Annotated in this window: 16 protein-coding genes; 6 read left to right on the forward strand and 10 right to left on the reverse strand. The window is 63.8% G+C overall.

Translation table 11 applies throughout. The features are described 5' to 3' along the window. Positions 1 to 19: 19 nt before the first annotated feature. Positions 20 to 1,201 carry a 4-hydroxybenzoate 3-monooxygenase gene (gene pobA, locus F474_RS08500; RefSeq protein ID WP_097085568.1) on the reverse strand — a complete coding sequence of 394 codons (1,182 nt, stop codon included), beginning with the start codon at positions 1,199 to 1,201 and terminating at the stop codon, positions 20 to 22. 137 nt (positions 1,202 to 1,338) lie between these two features. On the opposite strand from pobA, the gene F474_RS08505 reads away from it, so the two are divergent. Together F474_RS08505 and F474_RS08510 are read left to right on the forward strand one after the other, a co-directional pair. Beyond that, a complete protein-coding gene (locus F474_RS08505) occupies positions 1,339 to 2,241 on the forward strand; it encodes a helix-turn-helix domain-containing protein (protein ID WP_097085567.1) in 903 nt (300 codons plus the stop codon). Between the two features lie 84 nt (positions 2,242 to 2,325). Next, positions 2,326 to 3,708 carry an MFS transporter gene (locus F474_RS08510; RefSeq protein ID WP_097085566.1) on the forward strand — a complete coding sequence of 461 codons (1,383 nt, stop codon included), beginning with the start codon at positions 2,326 to 2,328 and terminating at the stop codon, positions 3,706 to 3,708. A gap of 119 nt (positions 3,709 to 3,827) precedes the next feature. Here the strand turns inward: F474_RS08510 and F474_RS08515 are convergent, their stop codons facing one another. From F474_RS08515 to F474_RS08525, 3 genes are all read right to left on the reverse strand, one after another. Next, positions 3,828 to 5,885, reverse strand: a complete 2,058-nt coding sequence (locus F474_RS08515; RefSeq protein WP_097085565.1) for a bifunctional diguanylate cyclase/phosphodiesterase — start codon at positions 5,883 to 5,885, stop codon at positions 3,828 to 3,830. Positions 5,886 to 6,131: 246 nt separating this feature from the next. Beyond that, the gene (locus tag F474_RS08520; RefSeq protein WP_097085564.1) at positions 6,132 to 6,728 is read right to left on the reverse strand and encodes a superoxide dismutase; all 597 of its coding nucleotides are present in this window, start codon (positions 6,726 to 6,728) and stop codon (positions 6,132 to 6,134) included. A gap of 163 nt (positions 6,729 to 6,891) precedes the next feature. Beyond that, on the reverse strand, positions 6,892 to 7,491 hold the full coding sequence (locus F474_RS08525) for a LysE/ArgO family amino acid transporter (protein ID WP_097085563.1): 600 nt from the start codon (positions 7,489 to 7,491) through the stop codon (positions 6,892 to 6,894). Positions 7,492 to 7,617: 126 nt separating this feature from the next. Between F474_RS08525 and F474_RS08530 the strand changes: the two genes are divergently transcribed. From F474_RS08530 to F474_RS08540, 3 genes are all read left to right on the forward strand, one after another. Further along, complete coding sequence (locus F474_RS08530) at positions 7,618 to 8,550, forward strand: LysR family transcriptional regulator ArgP (protein WP_097085617.1); 933 nt, start codon at positions 7,618 to 7,620, stop codon at positions 8,548 to 8,550. Then, entirely contained in the window at positions 8,547 to 9,551 is a 1,005-nt protein-coding gene (locus tag F474_RS08535) for an NAD(P)-dependent oxidoreductase (RefSeq protein ID WP_097085562.1), read from the forward strand. The genes F474_RS08530 and F474_RS08535 overlap by 4 nt, the downstream gene beginning before the upstream one ends. A 61-nt stretch (positions 9,552 to 9,612) precedes the next feature. Next, complete coding sequence (locus F474_RS08540) at positions 9,613 to 10,488, forward strand: ATPase (protein WP_097085561.1); 876 nt, start codon at positions 9,613 to 9,615, stop codon at positions 10,486 to 10,488. Between the two features lie 62 nt (positions 10,489 to 10,550). Here F474_RS08540 and F474_RS08545 read toward each other — a convergent pair whose 3' ends face one another. The 3 genes from F474_RS08545 to F474_RS08555 all read right to left on the reverse strand — a co-directional run bounded on the left by F474_RS08545 (position 10,551) and on the right by F474_RS08555 (position 14,422). Further along, positions 10,551 to 12,701 (reverse strand): TonB-dependent siderophore receptor, encoded by a 2,151-nt coding sequence (locus tag F474_RS08545; protein ID WP_097085560.1) that lies wholly within the window; start codon positions 12,699 to 12,701, stop codon positions 10,551 to 10,553. Between the two features lie 311 nt (positions 12,702 to 13,012). After that, positions 13,013 to 14,062 carry an alkene reductase gene (locus F474_RS08550; RefSeq protein ID WP_097085559.1) on the reverse strand — a complete coding sequence of 350 codons (1,050 nt, stop codon included), beginning with the start codon at positions 14,060 to 14,062 and terminating at the stop codon, positions 13,013 to 13,015. Between the two features lie 57 nt (positions 14,063 to 14,119). After that, a complete protein-coding gene (locus F474_RS08555; protein ID WP_097085558.1) occupies positions 14,120 to 14,422 on the reverse strand; it encodes a helix-turn-helix transcriptional regulator in 303 nt (100 codons plus the stop codon). Between the two features lie 136 nt (positions 14,423 to 14,558). Here F474_RS08555 and F474_RS08560 point away from each other — a divergent pair, with 136 nt between their 5' ends. Beyond that, positions 14,559 to 15,182 (forward strand): ACP phosphodiesterase, encoded by a 624-nt coding sequence (locus F474_RS08560; protein ID WP_097085616.1) that lies wholly within the window; start codon positions 14,559 to 14,561, stop codon positions 15,180 to 15,182. Here F474_RS08560 and F474_RS08565 read toward each other — a convergent pair. The 3 genes from F474_RS08565 to F474_RS08575 all read right to left on the reverse strand — a co-directional run bounded on the left by F474_RS08565 (position 15,128) and on the right by F474_RS08575 (position 17,273). After that, entirely contained in the window at positions 15,128 to 15,904 is a 777-nt protein-coding gene (locus tag F474_RS08565) for a 1-acyl-sn-glycerol-3-phosphate acyltransferase (protein ID WP_097085557.1), read from the reverse strand. The genes F474_RS08560 and F474_RS08565 overlap by 55 nt on opposite strands. Continuing rightward, positions 15,904 to 16,659 carry an L-ornithine N(alpha)-acyltransferase gene (gene olsB, locus F474_RS08570; RefSeq protein WP_097085556.1) on the reverse strand — a complete coding sequence of 252 codons (756 nt, stop codon included), beginning with the start codon at positions 16,657 to 16,659 and terminating at the stop codon, positions 15,904 to 15,906. Before olsB ends, F474_RS08565 begins: the two co-directional genes overlap by 1 nt. 134 nt (positions 16,660 to 16,793) lie before the next feature. Next, positions 16,794 to 17,273, reverse strand: a complete 480-nt coding sequence (locus tag F474_RS08575; protein ID WP_097085555.1) for an MgtC/SapB family protein — start codon at positions 17,271 to 17,273, stop codon at positions 16,794 to 16,796. Between the last annotated feature and the right edge of the window lie 6 nt (positions 17,274 to 17,279).

The following is a 17,279-nucleotide window of genomic DNA, read 5'->3' on the forward strand; positions in this document are numbered from 1 at the left end:
CGGCTGATTTAATGCTGTTTCACTCAATGGGCTCATAAGGCAGCCCCACGTAGTTCTCAGCGATGCAGGTGCGCCCGGCTTCTGAATCCAGAAAATATTCAAGCTCCGCCTGGCCAATGCGCTCGCTGAACCCATCACGCTGTTCGAAGGTGTGCAGCATCGAGGTCATCCACCAGGAGAACCGCTCGGCTTTCCAGATGCGCTTCAGGCACAGCGGCGAATAGCGCTCCAACAGATCGGTGCGTTGCTCGCGATACACCTTCAGCAGAATGCGATAAAGCGTGCTCACATCACTGGCCGCCAGGTTCAAGCCTTTGGCACCGGTGGGCGGAACGATGTGGGCCGCGTCACCCAGCAGGAACAGCCGGCCATGCTGCAGAGGCTCGACCACGAAACTGCGCAGCGGCGCGATGCTTTTCTCGATCGAGGGGCCGGTGACCAGCGCTTGCGCGACGTCGCCGGGAAGCCGTGCTCGCAGCTCGTTCCAGAAGCGCTCATCGCTCCACTGGTCTACCGCTTCGTCGGCCGGCACCTGCACGTAGTAGCGCGAGCGGGTATGGGAGCGTTGGCTGCACAAGGCAAAGCCGCGGGGGTGGCTGGCGTAGATCAGTTCGTCGTTGACCGGTGGTGTGTCGGCCAGCACGCCGAGCCAGCCAAATGGCCAGGCACGCTCGAAGGTGCGCAGGCTTGCGGCAGGGATCGACTGGCGGGCCACCCCATGGAAGCCGTCGCAGCCCGCGATATAGTCACAGGCCAGGCGGACCTGTTCGCCCTGGTACTGGAACGTAACGCTGGGCCGGTCGCTTTGCAGGTCGTGGAGTTGCACGTCGCTGGCGTTGTAGCAGGTCAGTGCCTGGCTGCGTTCGCGCGCCTGCATCAGGTCGCGGGTGACTTCGGTTTGCCCATACACCGTGACAGTTCGGCCGGTCAGGCGCTTGAGGTCGATGCGCTCGCGCCGGTCACCCAAGGTCAGTTCGAAACCTTCATGCACCAGGCCTTCGGCGGCCAGGCGCTGGCCGACACCTGCTTCATGAAGCAGCTCGACCGTACCCTGTTCGAGCACGCCGGCACGGATGCGCCCCAGCACATGGCTGGCGCTTTGGCGTTCGAGGATGACGTTGGCGATGCCAGCGTTGTGCAGCAATTGGCCCAGCAGCAGCCCGGCCGGGCCGGCACCGATGATGGCGACGCAGGTTTGCATGGCGGTGACCTCGTGTTGTAGCGGGCTCACGGCCCTGTTTTGTGGAGAGGTTCCTGTATTTTTATCCTGCCCTGCCACTGTGGTTAAGGCATTTTCCATGCTACTTTTTGGACTTTTCGCAACTTAGGGAGCGGCCTATGCAGCGCCTTCGCCCTGCACAGCCGGGCGCTTCGGTACCGGTCTTCAAGCTGTACGGCGATGGCGTGGACTGGCCTGCGCCGGACTTTCTGCACTGTGAATCGATCCCGAGCCGCAGCCGCCTGCATGGCTGGGAGATCCGCCCGCACCGGCACGCCGACCTGACCCAGTTGTTGTTCTTGCGCCAAGGCTGGGCCGACATCGAGCTGGAGGGCCAGCGGGCGCGCGTGGAGCAACCTGCGGTGCAGCTGGTGCCGCCGCTGTGCGTGCACGGGTTTCGTTTCAGCGATGCGGTTGATGGCCATGTGCTGACGCTGGCGGCGCCGTTGGTGGCCTCCCTGCAGCAGGCAATGGGCGATCAGCGCGTGGTCCTTGAGCGCCCTGGGCTCTACCCATTGGGCGAGGAGGGCGGTTGGGTGGCACAGGTGTTCGAGCAGTTGGCCGCTGAATACGCCAACCCGCTGCTGGCCGCACGTGAGTTGGCCGTGCAATCGCTACTGGGCCTGCTCGCCGCCTGGCTCGCCCGGCAGCGCCAGCGGCGCCAGGCGAGCCGCAGGCCGGCACCCGGGCAGGCGCACCTGGCGGCCTTCACCACCTTGGTGGAGGCCCATTTTCGCGAGCACTGGAGCCTGGAGCGTTATGCGCGGCAACTGGGCATCACCACCGCCCACCTGCGCGATGTGGTGATGCGGCTCGGGGGCCAGGGTGCCCTGGCGACGATCCATGAACGCCTGGTGCTGGAGGCGCGCCGAGAGCTGGTGTACTCAACCTTGAGCATCAACCAGCTTTCCGACGCGCTGGGCTTTTCCGAGCCAGCTTACTTCTCACGTTTTTTCAAGCGCATGACCGGCCAAAGCCCTCTGGCATTTCGCAAAGCAGCTGCTGTGCAAAGCGTGCGATAACCGCACCGATTCCAGATCCGTGCCTTGCTGGGCGGGTTCAGCCGGGCTTAGCGTTTGCGGCATCCAACAACAAGAGCAAAAACCATGTCACAGACGCTGACTGCTGCCGGCGACATTGCTGGCGCGCCCGCGCAGGCCACCTCGCCAGCCGGCACCCTCGATGTTCAGCAATTCATCAACGCCCAGCCGCTGTCGCGGTACCAGTGGCGCATCGCACTGCTGTGCTTTCTGATCGTGTTCCTCGACGGCCTGGACACCGCTGCCATGGGGTTCATTGCGCCCGCGCTGAGCCAGGATTGGGGCATCAACCGTGCTCAACTGGGCCCGGTCATGAGCGCCGCCCTGATCGGTATGGTCTTCGGTGCCCTGGGTTCGGGGCCGTTGGCCGATCGCTTCGGGCGCAAGGGCGTGCTGGTGGTGTCGGCGTTCTTGTTTGGCATCTTCAGCCTCGCCTGCGCGTTCAGCGCCAACCTCGAGCAATTGGTGTTACTGCGTTTCCTGACCGGCCTGGGGCTGGGCGCGGCGATGCCCAATGCCACCACCCTGCTGTCTGAATACACCCCAGAGCGGCTCAAGTCGCTGCTGGTAACAAGCATGTTCTGCGGCTTCAACCTGGGCATGGCCGGGGGCGGTTTCATCTCGGCCTGGCTCATCCCGAGTTGGGGCTGGCACAGCCTGCTGCTGGTGGGCGGCGTGTTGCCGCTGCTGCTGGCATTGGCCTTGGCGTTCTGGCTGCCGGAATCGGCGCGGTTCATGGTAGTGCGCGGGCAATCGGCCGAGCGGGTGCGCAAGGTGCTGCGGCCAATCGGTGAGCAGGCTGCTCAGGCGCAAGCCTTCAGCGTGCCGGAGCAGCAGGGGGTCAAGGCACGCAACGTGTTCGCAGTGATCTTCGGCGGCGTGTACAGCGCAGGTACGTTGTTGCTTTGGCTGACCTACTTCATGGGCCTGGTGATCGTCTATTTGCTCACCAGCTGGCTGCCGACGCTGATGCGCGAAAGCGGTGCGAGCCTGGAGCAGGCCGCGTTCATCGGCGCCCTGTTCCAGTTCGGCGGGGTGCTCAGTTCAGTGGCCGTCGGCTGGGCCATGGACCGCTTCAACCCGCACAAGGTCATCGGCGTGTTCTACCTGCTCGCGGGCCTGTTTGCCTGGGCCGTCGGCAAAAGCCTGGGGGACACGATGCTGTTGGCCACCCTGGTGCTGGCCGCCGGTATGTGTGTCAACGGTGCGCAATCGGCGATGCCGTCGCTGGCCGCGCGCTTCTACCCCACCCACGGGCGCGCCACGGGCGTCTCCTGGATGCTGGGCGTCGGGCGTTTCGGTGCCATCCTCGGTGCCTGGATCGGCGCCACCTTGCTCGGGATGGGTTGGCACTTCGAACAAGTGCTGACGGCGTTGCTGGTGCCGGCGGTGCTGGCCAGTGGCGCGGTGCTGATCAAGGGCATGACCAGCCACGCGGACGCTACCTGAGCCCCATAGGCCGGGCATGCTCGTGCCTGGCCTTCACGCTTGAACAGGGTCTGCCGGCCGTTACTTGATCATGCGCCAAGCCGCTCTGCCGGGGGGAATAGCCTCCGGCTGCACAGGGTTCAGGAAGCAGCTTCGCCCACCGCCTTCTTGCGGGCCTGCTTGAGAAATGCCGTTACCTCCTTGGCGGGCATTGGCTTGCTGTACAGCCAACCCTGCCCCTCGTGGCACCCCTCGGCCAGAATGTAGGCTTCCTGTTCCCGGGTCTCCACACCCTCGGCAATGACCTGCATACCCAGGCTTTTGCCCAGCTGGATGATGGCTCGCACGATGGTGGCGTCGTCGTCGTCTTCGAGCACGTCCTTGACGAAGCTCTTGTCGATTTTCATTTTGTCCAGCGGCAGCGACTTGAGGTAACTGAGTGAGGAATAACCCGTGCCGAAGTCGTCGATGGCGATCAACGCACCCGCCCGGCGCAGGCTCAGCAGGTGCTGAGCAGCGCTGGCGATGTCTTCCATCAGGCCGGTTTCGGTCACCTCCAGCTCCAGCGTTCGCGGGGGCAGGCGGTAGATCTGCATCAGGTTGCTGACCACCCGTGGCAGCTCGGCATGGTGCAGCTGCACGGTGGAGAGGTTCACTGCCATGCGCAGGCCGGTAAAACCCTGGTCGTGCCAGTCGCGCAGTTGCCGGCAAGCCTGGTCGAGCACCCATTCGCCGATAGCGATGATGCTGCCGTTTTGCTCGGCCAGCGGAATGAACTGATCAGGCGAGATACTGCCGCGCTCAGGGTGTGACCAGCGCAGCAAGGCTTCGACACCCACCACGCTGTTGTCGCGGTAGCTGATCTGCGGTTGATAGACCAGGCTGAGCTGGTCTCGGGCGAGGGCTTCGCGCAGGTCCTTTTCCAGCTCGCGGCGTCGGCGCATTTCGCTGTCGACGCTGGCGATGTAGAACTGGTAGCGGTTGCGTGAGCGAGCCTTGGCCAAGGTCATGGTCTGCTCGGCTTTTTGCAGCAGCTTTTCTGTGCTGTCGCCATCTTCGGGGAACAAGGTGATGCCAATGGTGGCGCGCAGGTAGATCTGCTCTTGGTCGAGCGCAAAAGGGGCTTCAAGGTCATCGAGCACGGCCTGGGCCAGCTCTGCCGCTTCGTAGGGTTGCTCGATATCGGCTTGCACCAGCGCAAACTGGTCGCCCCCCAGGCGCGCCAGTGCGCCGAGCCTGCCGCTATGGCCGCGCAGGCGCTCGGCCAGCGCCAGCAGCAGTTGGTCGCCGCACTGATAGCTAAATTGCTCGTTCACCCCCTTGAAGTCGTCCAGCCCCAGGCACAACACGGCAACACGACGTTGCAGGCGGCCGGCGTCGATCAGGATCTTGTCGAGCTGGTCCTGCAACTGCTGGCGGTTAGGCAGGCCGGTGAGGAAGTCGTACTGTGACATGCGCAGCAGGCTGTTCTCGGCCTCGTGGCGCAGGCTGGTGTTGCGCTCGATAGACGCCAGCAACTGGTTGGCGGTATTGATCCACAACCCCAGCTCATTGCGCTCGTGGCCTTTGAGCAACGGCAGCTGGTACTGGGCCGGTCGGTCGGGGTTGATCTGGGTGAGGCTTTCAAGCATGCGCGAAAGCGGCTTGGTCAGCAGGTAGTGATACACCAGGTACAGCACCAGCCCCATGGCCAGGGCGCGAAGCACGCCAGAGACGAAAATGATCACCGAGCTTGCGATGAAACTCTCGCCATAGGTGGCGGTGTCGAGGGTGATGGAGAGGTCGCCGTAGTACTCGTTATAGGGTTCGCGGCCCATCAAATGGATGCTGGCGGTTTTTTCCCGGCCCAGGATCGGGTCAGTGAGCCAGCGCCAGGGGCTATTGGCCAGCGGGCGCGACTTCTGGGCCAGCATGGGCTCGCCGGGTACGCCGATGCTTGCCTGCCGCACGGCCTCGTCCTGAAACAGCCCCTCCAGCACCTGCATGCCCATTTCCTTGTCGAGGCTGTAGACGGCTTGGGTGGAAGGGTCGCGGAACATACCCAGAATCTGCTGGGCGTCGTTGTTCAGCGCATGATGGGCTTTGCTGGCGTCGAATAGAATCTGCGCGCAACTGAGCACCACGCCTACGGCGAGGGCGGCCAGCAACACGACCCTTAGCAGCTTCACTGACAAGCTGTGCTTGAGTTCCAGCTTCAATGTAGAGGATTCCTTCTCGCTGGCGCCGGCGCGCGCACGCTGGTTGGCATCAAATTGCCATGAAACTTCGCAGAGCCTGGAGTCGTCAAGCGGTGAGGCCGAATGCGGGCGCTTTTCGGCAAATTGACGTGGATGCTCGTCGTTTCATGTGTCGGCCGATCATGCCTGAAACTTTAGCTGGCCGGCTAGGAGCGCTCCACAAAGAAACGCCCCGCAAAGGCGGGGCGCATGCAAGGCTCGAAAAGATCAGGCCTTGAAGGTGTTGCCTTCGAACTGCTGGGCGACGAATTCCCAGTTGACCAGGTTCCAGAACGCCTCGACGTACTTGGGGCGAACGTTGCGGTAGTCGATGTAGTAGGCGTGTTCCCAGACGTCGCAGGTCAGCAGCGGGGTTTCGCCGCTGGTCAGCGGGCAACCCGCACCGATGGTGCTGGCCAGGGCCAGGGAGCCATCGGCTTTCTTGACCAGCCAGCCCCAGCCGGAGCCGAAGGTGCCGACCGAAGTCTTGGTGAACTCTTCCTTGAACTTGGCGAACGAGCCGAAGGCTGCGTTGATCGCGTCGGCCAGGGCGCCGGTGGGCTCGCCGCCGCCGTTGGGCGACAGGCAGTTCCAGTAGAAGCTGTGGTTCCACACCTGGGCGGCGTTGTTGAAGATGCCACCGGAAGACGACTTGACGATCTCTTCGAGGCTCTTGCCTTCGAATTCGGTGCCAGGGATCAGGCCGTTGAGGTTCACGACGTAGGTGTTGTGGTGCTTGTCGTGGTGAAATTCCAGGGTTTCCTTGGAGATGTGCGGCGCCAGGGCGTCGTGTGCATAGGGCAGCGGCGGCAATTCAAAAGCCATGTCGGTTCTCCTGATCAGGTCATTAACACGGGCCGTTCACGGGCGGCCAGGGTGCGCCAGGGAGTTTGTACTCTCTTTGGCGAGCCCCGGGATCATAGCACCGGGTGTAGGGCATAACCACGCAACAACTGTGTGGGATAGAGGTTCCAGAGCGATCGCCGCTTCAGCCCATCATCAGTTGGGCTGCGACCGCGAACATCATCACCGCCACCATCAGGTCCAGCGCTCGCCAGGTTCCGGGCCGGGCCAGCCAAGGCGCCAGCCACGCCGCGCCCAGCGCCAGGGCGAAGAACCACAGCGCCGATGCGCTGGCCGCCCCGGCCACGTACGCCCCTGGTGCAGCCTGTTGAGCGCCGAGCGAGCCCACCAGCAAGACGGTGTCCAGGTAAACGTGCGGGTTGAGCAGGGTGACGGCCAGCGCGCTGAGCAGCACTGCGCGCCGGGAGCGCTTGCCGGCGTCGCCCGCAGTGCCCAGCGCTTGCCGGGCCAGCGCGCGGCGCAGGGCCTTGGCGCCATACCACAGCAAAAATACCACCCCGCCCCAGCGGGTCAGCAACAAGAGGGTGTCGTTCTGCGCCAACAGGCTCGCCAGGCCAAAAACGCCTGCGCTCATCAGCACCGCATCGCACAGCACGCACAACAGCGCGACCGGCAAGTGATGCTCGCGGCGTAGGCTTTGCGCCAGTACAAAGGCATTCTGCGTACCGATCGCGATGATCAGGCTCGCCGACACCAGCAACCCATTGAGATAGCTCTGCCACATGCTCGTTCGCATCCAGGTTTGGGAAAGATGGCTAGAGTGTGCCGAATGCAGCGCAATCAGAAAAACGAATATAAGCTATGCGTCATTAGCGCAACTTATGTGCGAGTTTCACTTCGGAGCCTGATGGTGTTCGACTACAAATTGTTGGCTGCCCTGGCTGGGGTGATAGAGCAGGGCGGCTTCGAACGCGCCGCCCTGGCGCTGGGCCTGTCGCAGTCGGCCGTTTCACAGCGCATCAAGTTGCTGGAGGCGCGCGTCGGGCAGCCGGTGCTGGTGCGGGCCAACCCGCCTGCACCCACCGATGTAGGCAGGCGCCTGCTCAACCATGTTCAGCAGGTGCGATTGCTTGAGCGCGACCTGCGGGGCCAGGTGCCCACCCTGGATGACGAGCCTCGCCCGGAACGGCTGCGTATCGCACTCAATGCCGACAGCCTGGCGACATGGTGGGCGGCGGCCGTTGGCGAGTTCTGCAGTGCTCAGGGCCTGTTGCTGGAGCTGTTGGTCGAGGACCAGGATGTAGGCCTTAAGCGCATGCGCGCAGGCGAAGTGGCTGCTTGTGTATGCGCTGCCGAGCGGCCGGTCGCTGGCGCACGCAGCCAGTTGCTGGGGGCGATGCGCTACCTGCCGCTGGCAACGCCTGGGTTCATGGAGCAGTACCTGCCCCACGGGTTCAGCGCCCAGGCCTTGGCATGCGCACCGGCATTGATCTTCGGGCCCGACGATTTTCTCCAGCATCGCTACATGGCGTCGCTGGGCGTGGAGACGGTGCAGGTCTATCATCTGTGCCCCTCCAGTGAAGGCTTCCTGCGCATGGCCGAGGCCGGTGCCGGCTGGGGGTTGATTCCCCAGGCACAGGCCGCGCGGCAACTGGCCGAGGGGGTATTGGTGGAACTGCTGCCGGGTTTCCACAGCGATGTGCCGCTGTACTGGCACCATTGGCGCAACGGCGGGCAACTGCTGGATGCCCTGACCACCCACCTGTTGCGCCAGGCCCGGCGTGCCTTGATCCCGCCAGAAGACGTCAGCGCAACCAGGCTATCGAGCAAGGGTTTTTCATGAATATTCTGGTCACAGGCGCCAGCGGTTTCATCGGGGCGCGCTTCGCGCACCTTGCGCTGGGCCGAGGCTGCCAGGTGCGCATTGCCAGCCGCAGCGCCCTCGCCGTCGAGGGGCTGGTGCGCGCAGGTGCACAGTGCCTGGAAGGCGAGTTGGGTGATGCCGATTTCGCCCGCCGCCTGTGCGCGGGCGTAGAAGCAGTAGTGCATTGCGCCGGCCCCGCCGACAGCTGGATACAGGCCCAGGCGCTCGAACAGGCGCGCCAGGGCGTGACGGAAAACCTAGTCGAAGCATGCTTGAAGGAGCACGTGCCGCGGTTCGTGCATCTTTCTTGCGCCCAGCTGTACTACAGCGGCCCCACCCGGGAGGCGGTGCGGGAGGAGCAGATCCCGTCACGGCACGCGCGGGCGTACGCTCGGGCCTTGTTCCTGGCCGAGCAACGGGTGTTCGGCGCTGAAGAATTCGGTATGCAAGTGATTGCCCTGCGGCCCACGCGCGTCGTAGGCGCGGGCGACCGGCAGTGGTTGCCGCGGCTGGTGCGCTTGCACGAAGCGCAACGCCTGGGCGTGCTGGGTGACGGCCTGAACCGGGTCGACTTCACCAGCGTGCACAACCTCTGCGAAGCCCTTTGGCTGGCCCTCCATGCCGATGCTCCGGCACTGGGCCGCGCTTACAACATCAGCAATGGCGCACCGGTGCCGCTGTGGGACGCTGTGGCCTATGTGGCCAGGCAGCTCGGCCTGGCGCGTGTGCCGCAAGGTCGCAGCGTGGCACTGGCCCGGCTGCGCGCCGGCTGTACCGAAGGCCTCTGCCGGGCCTGGCCGGGTAGGCCGCGGCCACGGCTCACGCTCGACGACGTGACGCGCCTGACCGAAGATTTCACCCTCGATACCCACCGGGCACGGCATTATCTGGGCTATGCGCCGGCGACAGGCCTGTGGCCGGCCCTGGATGAGTTCGCCCTGTGGTGGAAAAGCCAGGACACCAGCGGGCGCTACCGCTGAGCAGCGCGCGCGTTCCGGGTTAGAATCGCCCTCATTTATCTGAACTGCTCAAAGGCAAGCCATGCGAAAAGACGCCGTTGATGATTTCGACGAACACCTGCCCAGCCTGCGGGCCGATGCGCGCGACCATGATTTTTCGGACGACCCGGAACCCGAGCCTTATGCCGAGCCGCGCCAGGCCAGGCGCCGCGCACCGGCGGCACGTGAGCAAGAGGCGGTGTATTCGCCGCCCGTGGTGAAGGTCAAGGCACCTGGCAGCGGCGCGCTATGGGCCTTGGTGCTTGCCTTGGTGATCGCCTTGGGCGGGCTGGGGTGGTGGAGCTTCCAGCAGATCTCGCTGATGGAACAGCAACTGGTAGCGACCCAGGAAAGCTTTGCCAAAGTCAGTGAAGAAGCGGCGGGCCGCCTGCGCGACATCAGCGGCAAGATGGCCGCCGGTGAGAACAGCACCACCTCCGACACCGAGTCGCTCAAGCAGGCCCTCAAGCAGCTGCAGGGCCAGTTCGACGACCAGAGCCGCACCGCTCAGGGCGTGGCCGGCCAGCAAGGTGACTTTGCCAAGCGCCTCGACCAGCTCGCTACGCAGCTAAGTAGCCAGCAGGCCAGCCACGACCAGGCGATCAAGGCGCTGGCGGCAGACATTGCCAGCCTCAAGGCGGCCCAGGCCGGGCAAGGCAGCAACGATACCCGGCTCAAAGGCCTGGAAACCGACGTGGCCGCGCTGAAAAAACAAGGCGACAGCGCCGCCCGCATTGGCCAGGTCGAGCAGGACTTGATCGTGCTGCGTAGCGAGCTGGACAACCGGCCGGCGCCGAGCGCCAGTAACGGGCCGACCAACCAGGAATTCGACTCGTTCCGCGGCCAGGCCACGCGCAACTTCAATACCTTGCAAAGCCAGATCCAGAACCTGCAGCAGCAGATCGACGCGCGGCGTTGAAGCGATGGATGAGAAACGGGCCACGGTGATCGAACCGTGGCTCGTTTTTCGTTTTCAGGGGGTCAGAGTGTCCACTTCAGGCTGAACATCAGATTGCGCGGGTCGCCATAGATGCCACCACCGAAGGTCTCTGGCAGGCCCTGCCAGTACTGGGTGTCAAACAGGTTATTCACGTTCACCCGGCCGTCCCAGTGATCGTTGAAACGATACCCTGCCATCAGCCCTACCACTGAGTAGCTGCTCTGGTTACTCAGACCATTAACCACATGCTCGAACGTGCCGCTCTGTGCGTAGAGATCAGCGCCGACACGCCATTTGTGCAGGTCGCCGGTCAGGTGGTAGGTGGTAGCGGCCTTGAACAGGTGTTTGGGCTGGGAAGGGTCGAACAGCATGCCCTTGTTATCGTCGTCTTTGACGAACTGGCTGAGCACGTAGGTGTAGGACGCCGAGGCTTGCCAGTTCGGGGTGATAGCGCCGCTGATCTCGGCATCGATACCCTGGCTGCGGACCTCGCCGGCGGTGGCCGAGCATTTCACCGCACCGCACTGCGCATCCAGGCTGTAGGCGCGCTTTTCCTGCGTGAGGTCGAACAACGCGATCGAGCCATTGAGCGCGCCATCGAGATAGGCGCCTTTGAGGCCAATCTCGTAGTTTTCGCCCGTCATCGGCTCCAGCGCGCCTCCGCCCACCGTTACGCCGGCCTGGGGTTTGAAGATCTGGGTGTAGCTGGCATACACCGAGTAGGTGTCGTTCAGGTCATAGACGATACCGGCGTAGGGCGTCACTTTCTGGGTCTGGTTGTAGTCGGTGTCGCCGGCACGATCATCCCATTTGTACCAGAGCACGCGCGAACCGATGATCACATGCAGCGGGTCGATCGGGTTGAAACGCGCCACGGCATAGGCTGATTTCTCGGTCGCGGTATTGCGGTATTCCCAGCTGTACAGGTTGGGTTCGCTTTTGGGGGCATTGTGATCGAAGGTGTAAGGGTTATAGGTGAACCCCCCCAGGGTGCCGCCGTTCTGGTCAAAGCGTTCCTGGCGGTAGCTGGTACCGAAGCTCAGCTCATGCTCGCGCCCGAACAACTGGAAAGGGCCGGTCAACGAGGCGTCGTAGTTGGTCTGGTAGTCCGAGTCGATGTAATGGCCTGAGAACTGGGTCAAGGTGCCGTTGGTATTGGCGGTCGAGTAGGCGGCGAAGGAGTCCAGGTTGGCCCAGATTTTTTGCGCCGCCAGCTTGCCCGTCCAGCCGTTGTCGAAGCGGTGGGTCACGTCGGTGAAGAAGCTGTAGTTGTCCTTGTCCCAGTAGGACCATTGGTTGCTGAGGAAACTCGAGCGCGGCAGGTCCAGGTTCTCGCCGTTCGGGCCGCTGGGAATGCCACCCCAGTCTGAACGGTTATCGTCACGCTGCTTGGAGGCGCCTACCGTCCAGGTGGTGGAGTCGTTCAGGTCGGCTTCCAGCACACCGTAGAAAGTCTGGCGCTGGTTGGTCTTGAGGTCCTGGAAGCTTTTGTTGTCTTGGTAGGCCGCGACCACGCGGCCACGCAGGGTGCCCGACTCATTCAGGCGGTTGGAGGCGTCCAGTTCGGTGCGGTAGCGGTCCCAGCTGCCGGCGCTGGTGGTCACGCTCACCTGCGGGGTGTCGGTGGGCCGCTTGCGCACCAGGTTCAACGTCGCCGAAGGGCTACCGGCGCCAGTCATCAAACCGGTTGCCCCGCGCACCACTTCGACACGGTCGAACATGGCCATGTCGGCCGAGGATATGGTGTCCTGAGTATAGGTACCCACGCTCGTCGCGAGCCCGTCGTACATGATGTTGTCGATCTTGAAGCCACGGGACATGAACTGCTGGCGATCGGCACCGTACTTTTGCAACGTTACGCCAGGCGCGTTCTGCACCACATCGTTGAGGTCATTCATACCCTTGTCTTCGATGCGCTGGCGGGTGATCACGCTCACCGACTGCGGCGTCTCGCGTGGCGACAGGTTCAGCTTGGTGGCCGTACTCATCTTCCCCGTTGTGTAGGAACCAGTCCCTTCGGTGGTCGATTGCCCTGCAACGCCTTCACCTGTCACGGAGATAACGCCTAGCGAAAGACTGCCGTCGGCGTTGGTAGTGGGCGTTTGCGCAGAAGTGTCGTCGGCCGCCTGGGTAACGCCTGCGCTGAGCAGCGAGACAGCGACTGCCAGCTTGAGCAAGGGGAGGTGCTTCATGTGTTGTGTGTCCTCGGCAAGGAACGCAGGCACGCAGCGTCGCGCGGCGCGCTACGTTGGCGCGCCGTGGTGGCGGGGTCGATCATCCGTGAGCGCCTGCGAGAAAGCCGCCGCAGTGGCGGGGTGGCGGAAGGCTATTTAAAAGTGAAAAAAATGTAAATAGTAATCCATCGCAACGGCATCAATTTATCGTAAGTGAATTTATAACAAACACTATTGCTTATCGATAATCTGCCTGGCCTTCACCCTCGCAGGCTTGAAAACGAAAAAGCCCCGGCCATTGGCCAGGGCTTTTCCGTTTGCGGGGCGGGTCAGAGGCGCGGGTAATCCAGATACCCTTTGGCACCCTGGCCGTAGAAGGTACTTGGGTCCGGCTCATTGAGAGGGGCGTCGGCCGCCAGGCGCTCGGGCAGGTCGGGGTTGGCAATGAAAGGAATACCGAAGGCCACGGCATCGGCAACGCCTTTCTCCAGTGCGGCATTGGCCGTTTGCTTGGTAAAGCGCTCGTTAACGATGTAAGCGCCACCGAAGGCCTGCTTGAGCTGCGCTGCCAGGCTGTCTTCACCTTCCTTCTCACGTGCACAGATGAACGCGATACCGCGCTTGCCCAGCTCGCGGGCCACGTAGCTGAAGGTCTCCAGGCGATTGGCGTCGCCCATGTCGTGGGCGTCGGCACGTGGCGCCAGGTGCATGCCTACACGGCCTGCCCCCCATACGCTCACGACAGCGTCGGTGACTTCCAGCATCAGGCGGGCGCGGTTTTCCAGTGAGCCGCCGTACTGATCGGTACGTTGGTTTGTGCTGCTTTGCAGGAATTGGTCCAGCAGGTAACCGTTGGCACCGTGGATCTCAACGCCATCGAAACCGGCGGCCTTGGCGTTCTCGGCGCCTTTGCGGTAGGCCTCCACGACTTCGGCGATTTCAGCAGTCTCCAACGCGCGCGGCGTCGGGAAATCCACTTGCGGGCGGATCAGGCTCACGTGCCCTGCGGGCTGGATGGCACTGGGGGCCACCGGCAGCTCGCCATTGAGGTAGCTGGTGTGAGAAATGCGGCCTACGTGCCACAGCTGCAGGAAGATGCGCCCGCCGGCGGCATGCACTGCGCGGGTTACGTTGGCCCAGCCCTTGACCTGCGCGTCAGACCAGATGCCGGGGGTATCAGGGTAACCGACACCCATCGGGGTCACCGAGGTGGCTTCGCTGAGGATCAGGCCGGCGCTGGCGCGCTGGACGTAGTATTCGGCCATCATCGCGTTGGGCACGCGGCCTTCATCAGCGCGGCAGCGGGTCAGCGGCGCCATGATGATGCGGTTGGGCAATTCCAGGTCGCCCAGTGTGATCGGGTCGAAAATCGTCGTCATGTCTACGTCTCTTGGGTCAGTGAGTTGCCAGGCCCCGGCGAGGTGCCGCCACGGCCATCAAAGTAGGTCACGCAGCTGCTCGATGAAGCGCTGCAAAGTGGTTTCGTTGCGTTTGAAGAAGTGCCATTGGCCGATCTTGTGGCTGCTGACCAGGCCAGCGCGTTGCAGCGTGGCCAGGTGCGCCGACACCGTGGATTGAGACAGCCCGCAGCGCTGGTCGATCTGCCCCGCGCAGATGCCCTGTTCATAAGGGTGATACTGCTCGGGGAAATGCTCTTGAGGGTCTTTGAGCCAGCGCAGGATCTCTCGCCGCATCGGATGCGCCAGGGCTTTGATGATGGGGTCGAGGTTGTCGGGCATGGTCGGCTAGTGGCGTATATCGTGTTGAAGCGAAATGTAAATCGGTGTTTGCCGATATACCAATGCCTGGCAGGCATGGTCGCTATCAATACGATTGATAGGCAAGCTTGCGGCCTATTCGGTGTACGCTGGCGCCATGAACTATCTTGCCCATTTGCACCTGGGAGGCCCAGGCGAGCAACAACGCCTTGGCAGCCTTTACGGTGACTTCGTCAAAGGCCCCCTGGAAGGGCGTTTCAGCCCGGCCCTGGAAGCCAGCATCCGCCTGCATCGCGCCATCGACCGCTACACCGACAGCCACCCTCTGGTTTTGGTGGCGTTGGCACGCTTTCCGAAGGAGCGCCGACGGTTTGCCGGCATCGTACTGGACGTTTTTTTCGACCACTGCCTGGCACGCTATTGGCACCGCTATTGCGAAGAGCCGCTGGCAACCTTCAGTGCGTCGGTGTACCGGCTGCTGGAGCGTACCGATGACCTGCCCGGGCGGCTGGCGCAGACGGCGCCGCACATGATCGCCCATGACTGGCTGGGGGCTTACCAGCGCTTCGAGGTGCTGGAGGGTGTATTCGAGGGTATCGGCCGGCGGCTATCGCGCGCCGGGGCACTGGATGGCGTGATGCATGAGCTGGTGCAGCTATACCAGCCGTTGACCGAAGACTTCCATCGCTTTTACCCCGCCCTGCAGGCATTTGCAGCGCAGGGTATTCAGGCAGGCGACGCTACCGGCCCCGAAGCGGGCGTAGCCACCGGCAGGCTTTGAAGTGCGCTGCGCACTGCCGCCTGGCTGGCGTGGGCCAGGGCTGCGCGTTCTTTGCCGGTACTGGGTATTGGCGGTAACAGATGCACGTGCACATCGATCAGCGGCTGGCGTAACAGGCGCAGCAGGTGCGACACCAGGTCGTCATCGCCGATGAAGGGCGAGACGTCGCAGCGCTGGCCGTCGCGCAGATAACGCAGCGCCACTGGCTGCACCGGTACGCCTTGCTCTACGGCGCAGGCCAGCAGGCGGCCGTGGAAGGTGCGCACATCGCGCCCGTCGGTGGTAGTGCCTTCTGGAAAGATCACCAGCGGCCCCTGTTGGCGCAGGTGCTTACCCATCTCCAGGCGCAGGCGTTGGCCATCGCTGGCGCCGCGGCAGACGAAAAAGGTCCCGGCACTGGCCGCCAGCCTGCCGGCAATCGGCCATTGGCGCACCTCGTCCTTGGCCAGGAAAACCAGCGGCGTCAGTTGCCCAAGCACGGCAATGTCGACCCAGGACACATGGTTGCTCAACCACAGCATGGGGGCGTCCGGCAGCTTGCCATGTACGTGGATGCGGTAGGGCAGCGCTCGACACAAGGCGGCCATGAAGCAGCGTGTCCAGCGCTGCCGTCGGCATTGGCGGTCCGGGATGCCCAGGTGCCTGGCCACCCAGAGGGTCGCGGCCATGCAAAGGCCCATAGCCACTACCAGCAGGATGCGCCCCAGGCGCAGCGCGCGCATCACACCGCCGCCTTGAAGTGGCGGGCATAGCGCGGGCACAGCTCGGCGCGCTTGAGCAGGATGAACACATCGGCGACCTGGAATTCGCGATCCCAACAGGGTTCGCCGCAGATCTTCGCGCCCAGGCGCATGTAGGCCTTGAGCAGCGGTGGCATTTCGGCGATCAGGTTGGCTGGCACCTCCAGTGCAGGCAGGGGCGTGCGGGGTTCGGCGCGCAGGTTCTGGTTGCACAGGTAGCGTTCGCGCAGGCGCCGCATGATGGCTTCGGCCTGCAGGCCGCCGTCGTGCATGGGGATGCTCGCGCAGCCCATCAGGTAGCTGTAGTTGCCCTTGTTGAGCACCTCGGCCAATTCGCTCCAGAGCACCGCAATGGTGCCGCCGTTGCGGTAGTCGGGGGCCACGCAGGTACGGCCGATTTCCAGGATTGGCCCTTGCAGGTGGCTCAGGCCGTGCAGGTGAAATTCACCTTCGCTGTAAAAGCGGCCCATGTGCCCCGCGGCGCGGTGATCCAGCAACCGAGTGGTGGCAACCAGCTCGCCGGTCGCCAGGTCGCGCACACCGATGTGCAGGCACCAGGCGTCGAAGTCGTCGGTGTCCAAACCCCGCTCGGCGCCACTCAGGCAGGCGTTGAATTCGGCGCTGAAGACGCGGTAGCGCAGGGCCTGGGCCTGTTGCACGGCAGCGGGGCCGATCAGGCGCTCTGCCCGCAGTTGGCGTTCGGGGCGGCGCACAGCGGTAAGGGCGGTCTGGGTCATGGCGTGTCTCCAAAGCTGGCCTGAGGGCAGACGTGCCGCCATGGGGGCGGCACGGTCAGGCTATGTAGGCGCGGTGTCAGCGCCATGAAGCTTTGGTGATGCTTGTATGACTGCCCCGGCGAGGCTTGGCGAGCTCAGGCGCCAGGCGAGCGGGGCACGACCGCCAGCACCAACAACGCCAGCGCGGTGGCGAAAATGGCGCTGCCTTCGTGGCCCATTCCGGCCGCCACGCCGATGGCCGCGGTCATCCACAGGCCAGCAGCGGTGGTCAGGCCCTTGACCTTGTGGGTGTCCTGCTCGTTGCCCTTGAGGATGGTCCCGGCGCCCAGGAAGCCGATGCCGGCCACCACCCCCTGAATGGCGCGGCTCAGCGCATCGGGGCTGGCGCCATTGAGCCCCGGCGCGAGCACGAACAGGGCCGCGCCTGTGCACACCAGCATGTGCGTGCGCAGCCCGGCAGCCTTGCCGCTGAGCTCACGTTGCAGGCCCAGCAGCCCGCCCAGCAAGGCCGCCAGCAGCAGGCGTGCCAACAGCCGAACGCAGTTGTCCAGGTCTGTCAGGTCGGAGAATTCCATGGCCAGAACAGCCAGAACGCGCCCACCGAAATCGTCCATTGATCA

Origin of the sequence: Pseudomonas sp. URIL14HWK12:I12 (assembly GCF_003097135.1) — a bacterium.
Taxonomy (GTDB): domain Bacteria; phylum Pseudomonadota; class Gammaproteobacteria; order Pseudomonadales; family Pseudomonadaceae; genus Aquipseudomonas.

Excerpts from the sequence above, each read along its gene's own strand:
- F474_RS08550 (WP_097085559.1), bottom strand. The coding sequence starts at position 14,062 with ATGACGACGATTTTCGACCCGATCACACTGGGCGACCTGGAATTGCCC.
- F474_RS08575 (WP_097085555.1), bottom strand. The coding sequence starts at position 17,273 with ATGGACGATTTCGGTGGGCGCGTTCTGGCTGTTCTGGCCATGGAATTC.
- F474_RS08535 (WP_097085562.1), top strand. The coding sequence starts at position 8,547 with ATGAATATTCTGGTCACAGGCGCCAGCGGTTTCATCGGGGCGCGCTTC.
- F474_RS08565 (WP_097085557.1), bottom strand. The coding sequence starts at position 15,904 with ATGCGCGCGCTGCGCCTGGGGCGCATCCTGCTGGTAGTGGCTATGGGC.
- F474_RS08510 (WP_097085566.1), top strand. The coding sequence starts at position 2,326 with ATGTCACAGACGCTGACTGCTGCCGGCGACATTGCTGGCGCGCCCGCG.
- olsB (WP_097085556.1), bottom strand. The coding sequence starts at position 16,659 with ATGACCCAGACCGCCCTTACCGCTGTGCGCCGCCCCGAACGCCAACTG.
- pobA (WP_097085568.1), bottom strand. The coding sequence starts at position 1,201 with ATGCAAACCTGCGTCGCCATCATCGGTGCCGGCCCGGCCGGGCTGCTG.
- F474_RS08525 (WP_097085563.1), bottom strand. The coding sequence starts at position 7,491 with ATGTGGCAGAGCTATCTCAATGGGTTGCTGGTGTCGGCGAGCCTGATC.
- F474_RS08545 (WP_097085560.1), bottom strand. The coding sequence starts at position 12,701 with ATGAAGCACCTCCCCTTGCTCAAGCTGGCAGTCGCTGTCTCGCTGCTC.
- F474_RS08505 (WP_097085567.1), top strand. The coding sequence starts at position 1,339 with ATGCAGCGCCTTCGCCCTGCACAGCCGGGCGCTTCGGTACCGGTCTTC.
- F474_RS08560 (WP_097085616.1), top strand. The coding sequence starts at position 14,559 with ATGAACTATCTTGCCCATTTGCACCTGGGAGGCCCAGGCGAGCAACAA.
- F474_RS08540 (WP_097085561.1), top strand. The coding sequence starts at position 9,613 with ATGCGAAAAGACGCCGTTGATGATTTCGACGAACACCTGCCCAGCCTG.
- F474_RS08520 (WP_097085564.1), bottom strand. The coding sequence starts at position 6,728 with ATGGCTTTTGAATTGCCGCCGCTGCCCTATGCACACGACGCCCTGGCG.
- F474_RS08555 (WP_097085558.1), bottom strand. The coding sequence starts at position 14,422 with ATGCCCGACAACCTCGACCCCATCATCAAAGCCCTGGCGCATCCGATG.